This window comes from Kitasatospora sp. NPDC001603, from assembly GCF_040298365.1.
In the GTDB taxonomy this organism is placed as follows: Bacteria; Actinomycetota; Actinomycetes; order Streptomycetales; family Streptomycetaceae; genus Kitasatospora.
In genome coordinates this window covers 1-3,789 of sequence record NZ_JBEPAA010000165.1, presented here as the reverse complement: position 1 = coordinate 3,789, position 3,789 = coordinate 1, and the positions used below count along the sequence as shown (strand labels likewise).

The 3,789-nt window shown below is 73.6% G+C and carries 1 protein-coding gene; it reads right to left on the bottom strand.

The genetic code is table 11. The features are described from left to right. The coding region (locus tag ABT263_RS38525) for a type I polyketide synthase (protein WP_352298559.1) at positions 1-3,789 on the bottom strand (3,789 nt) is incomplete at both ends.

Sequence of the window (3,789 nt, the reverse complement as noted above, 5' to 3'; positions counted from 1 at the left end):
AGTCCACCGGCACACCACGCACCCACACCTCGGCCACCGACGCGAGGAAACGCCCAAGCCCGCCCTCGTTCCGCCGCAACGACCCGACCACCACGACTTCTCCGCCGTGCTCCTCCAACGTCTCCTCGACGGCCGGGCTCAGCACCGGGTGCGCACTGCTCTCGACGAACGCCCGGAACTCGTCGGCCGCACAGGCCCGCACGGCCGCCGCGAACGCCACCGGTTCCCGCAGGTTCCGGTACCAGTACTCCGCGTCCAGCATCGCCGTGTCCACCCGGCCGCCGGTCACCGACGAGTAGAACGGCACCTCCGCCGACCGGGCGGCGACCTCGCCCAGGACGTCGAGCAGTCGGCCCCGGACGGTCTCGACCTGCACGGAGTGCGAGGCGTAGTCGACCGGGATCCGACGCGCCCGCACCCCCCGCGCCTCACAGTCCGCCAGCAGCCCGTCCAGCGCCGCCGGCTCCCCCGACACCACCACCGAGCCGGGTCCGTTCACCGCCGCCACCGACAACCGGCCCTCCGCGGCAGCCACCAACTCCCCCGCCTCGAAAGGGCTCAACGCCAGCGACACCATCCCGCCCCGACCCGCGAGTGCGTCCGCGATCACCTGGCTGCGCAAGGCCACGATCCGCGCCGCGTCCACCAAGGAGAGCGCGCCCGCCACACAGGCGGCCGCGATCTCCCCCTGTGAATGGCCGACGACCGCCGACGGCTCGACACCGTAGGAACGCCACAGCTCGGCCAGTGCGACCATCACCGCGAAGGACACCGGCTGCACCACATCCACCCGGTCCAGCGACGGCGCGCCGGGCACGCCCCGCACCACATCGAGCAGATCCCAACCGACGAACGGCCGCAACGCCTCCGCGCACTCCGCCAACCGCGCCGCGAACACCGGCGAGGAATCCAGCAACTCCCGGCCCATGCCTACCCACTGCGCTCCCTGACCCGGGAAGACGAACACCACCCCCGCGTCATGCGGCAGGTCGGCCGCGCCCTCAACGACCCCCGCTGCCGGCGAGGCCCCGCCCACGGCGCGCAGACCGAGCAGCGCCTTGGCCCGGTCCTCCGCGACGACGACGGCCCGGCGTTCCAGCCGCGCACGCCCCGAGGCCAGCGAGTAGGCCACGTCCGGCACACCGAGGCCGTCCCGTGCCTCCCACCAGTCGGCCACCCGCGCGCCCTGCGCCCGCAACGCCGACCCGCCCCGCGCGGACACGACCAGCGGCACCACCCCCGGCCCCGACGACGTGGCCGACGGCTCCTCCAGCGGTGCCTGCTCCAGCACCACATGCGCATTGGTCCCGCTGATCCCGAAGGAGGAGACAGCCGCCCGACGCGGCCGCTCCACCGACGAGCCCCACTCCCGGGCCTCCGTCAGCAACTCCACCGCGCCCGAGGACCAGTCGATGTGCGGCGAGGGCTGCTCGGCGTGCAGCGTCCTCGGCAGCACACCCGCCCGCATCGCCGACACCATCTTGATCACACCCGCCACCCCGGCAGCCGCCTGGGTGTGCCCGATGTTCGACTTCACCGAGCCCAGCCAGAGCGGTGCTCCCCCGGCGCGGTCCTGACCGTAGGTGGCCAGCAGGGCCTGCGCCTCGATCGGGTCACCCAGGGTGGTGCCCGTACCGTGGGCCTCCACCACGTCCACATCCCGCGCGGACAGTCCGGCGTTCGCCAGCGCCTGCCGGATCACCCGCTGCTGCGAAGGACCGTTCGGCGCCGTCAGACCGTTCGACGCACCGTCCTGGTTCACCGCACTGCCCCGCACCACCGCCAGCACCGGATGCCCCAACCGCCGCGCGTCCGACAGCCGCTCCACCAACAGCACCCCGACACCCTCGGCCATACCGAACCCCTCGGCATCCACCGAGAAGGAACGGCACCGACCGTCCCTCGACAACCCCCGCTGCCGCGAGAACTCCACGAACATCCCCGGAGTCGACATCACCGTCACCCCACCGGCCAACGCCAGGTCGCACTCACCCGACCGCAACGACTGCACCGCCAGGTGCAACGCCACCAACGACGACGAACACGCCGTGTCCACCGTCACCGCCGGCCCCTCCAACCCCAACGCGTACGAGACCCGGCCGGACAGCACGCTGCCCGCGCTGCCCGTCACCGCGTAGCCCTCGACCTCGGTCGACGCCTCTCGCAGCAGGGTCGTGTAGTCCTGCATGCTGAGGCCCGCGAAAACGCCGGTCCTGCTGCCCCGGGCCGAATCGGGGTCGATCCCCGCCCGTTCGAAGGCCTCCCACGAGGTCTCCAGCAGCAACCGCTGCTGCGGGTCCATCGCCAGCGCCTCCCGCGGCGAGATCCCGAAGAACCCCGCGTCGAACTCGGTTGCGGCGTCCAGGAATCCGCCGGCCCGGACGTAGGACCGCCCGGACGCGTCGGGGTCGGCGTCGTACAGGCCCTCGACGTCCCAGCCGCGGTCCGCGGGCAGCGCGGAGATCGCGTCCGTCCCCGCGTCGAGCAGCCGCCACAGATCCTCCGGCGAGCGCACGCCACCGGGGTACCGGCAGCTCATCCCGACGATCACGACGGGCTCGTCGGACCCGGCCGTCACCGGACGGGCGGCCGGGAAGGCCGGCTGGTGCCCGAAGAGTTCCGCGTGCAGGTGGTCGGCGAGCGCCGCCGGGGTCGGATGGTCGTAGATCAGGGTGGCGGTCAGCCGCAGGCCGGTCGCGATCCGCAGGCGGTTGCGCAGTTCGACGGCGGTGAGCGAGTCGAAGCCGAGCTCCTTGAAGGCGCGGCTCGGCGGGACGGTGTCGTCGGAGGAGTGCCGCAGGACGGAGGCGACCACCTGGCGGACGGTGTCCAGCAGGGCCTTCCGCTGCTCCTCGGCGGAGCGTCCGGCCAGGCGGCGGGCCAGGTCCGGGGACTCCTCGGCGGAGGTCGCGGGTGTCCGCTCCGGACCGGCCACCGGGCGGTCGGCGGCGAGCAGGTCACTCAGCAGCGGGACCGGCCTGGCGCCCGCGCCGAGCCCGGTACCGTCCCAGCGGGTGCTGAAGACGGCGACCGCGGTCTCGTCGTGGTCGAGGATCCCCGCGAGCGCGTCCAGCGCCAACTCCGGCCGGAAGGTCAGCACACCGCGTCGCCGGATCTGCTCCTCGATGGCGGGTGCGGCGATGCCGCCGCCGTCCCAGTGGCCCCAGGCGATCGCGGTGGCGGGCAGGCCGTCCGCCCGCCGCTGGTGGGCCAGTGCGTCCAGATAGGCGTTGCCCGGTGCGTAGTTGGCGTGACCGGCCAGGCCGCACGTCCCGGCGATCGAGGAGAACAGGACGAAGGCGGAGAGGTCCAGGCCTGCGGTCAGCTCGTGCAGCACCCGGGCACCGCCGACCTTGACGCGGAGCACGTGCTCCATCTGATGGGCGGTCAGGTCACCGATCAGGGCGTCGTCGAGCAGGGCGGCCGTGTGGAACACGGCGGTGAGCGGGTGCTCCGCCGGCAGCGCGGCCACCACCTCGGCGACCGCATCCCGGTCGGCCACGTCACAGGCGGCCACGGTGACCTTCGCGCCGAGCCCCGTGAGCTCCGCTTCGAACGCCTCGGCGCCGGGTGCGGCACGACCGCTCCGGCTCAGCAGCAGCAGGTGTTCGGCACCGTCGGCGGCCAGTCGCCGGGCGAGGTGACGGCCGAGCGCGCCGGTGGCACCCGTGATCAGCACAGTGCCGCCGGGCTCCCAGTCACGCACCGCCGGACGGCCCGCCAGCGGCGCCCGCTCCAACCGGCGGACGGACAACCCCGCAGACCGGACCGCAAGTTCGTCCTCACCGT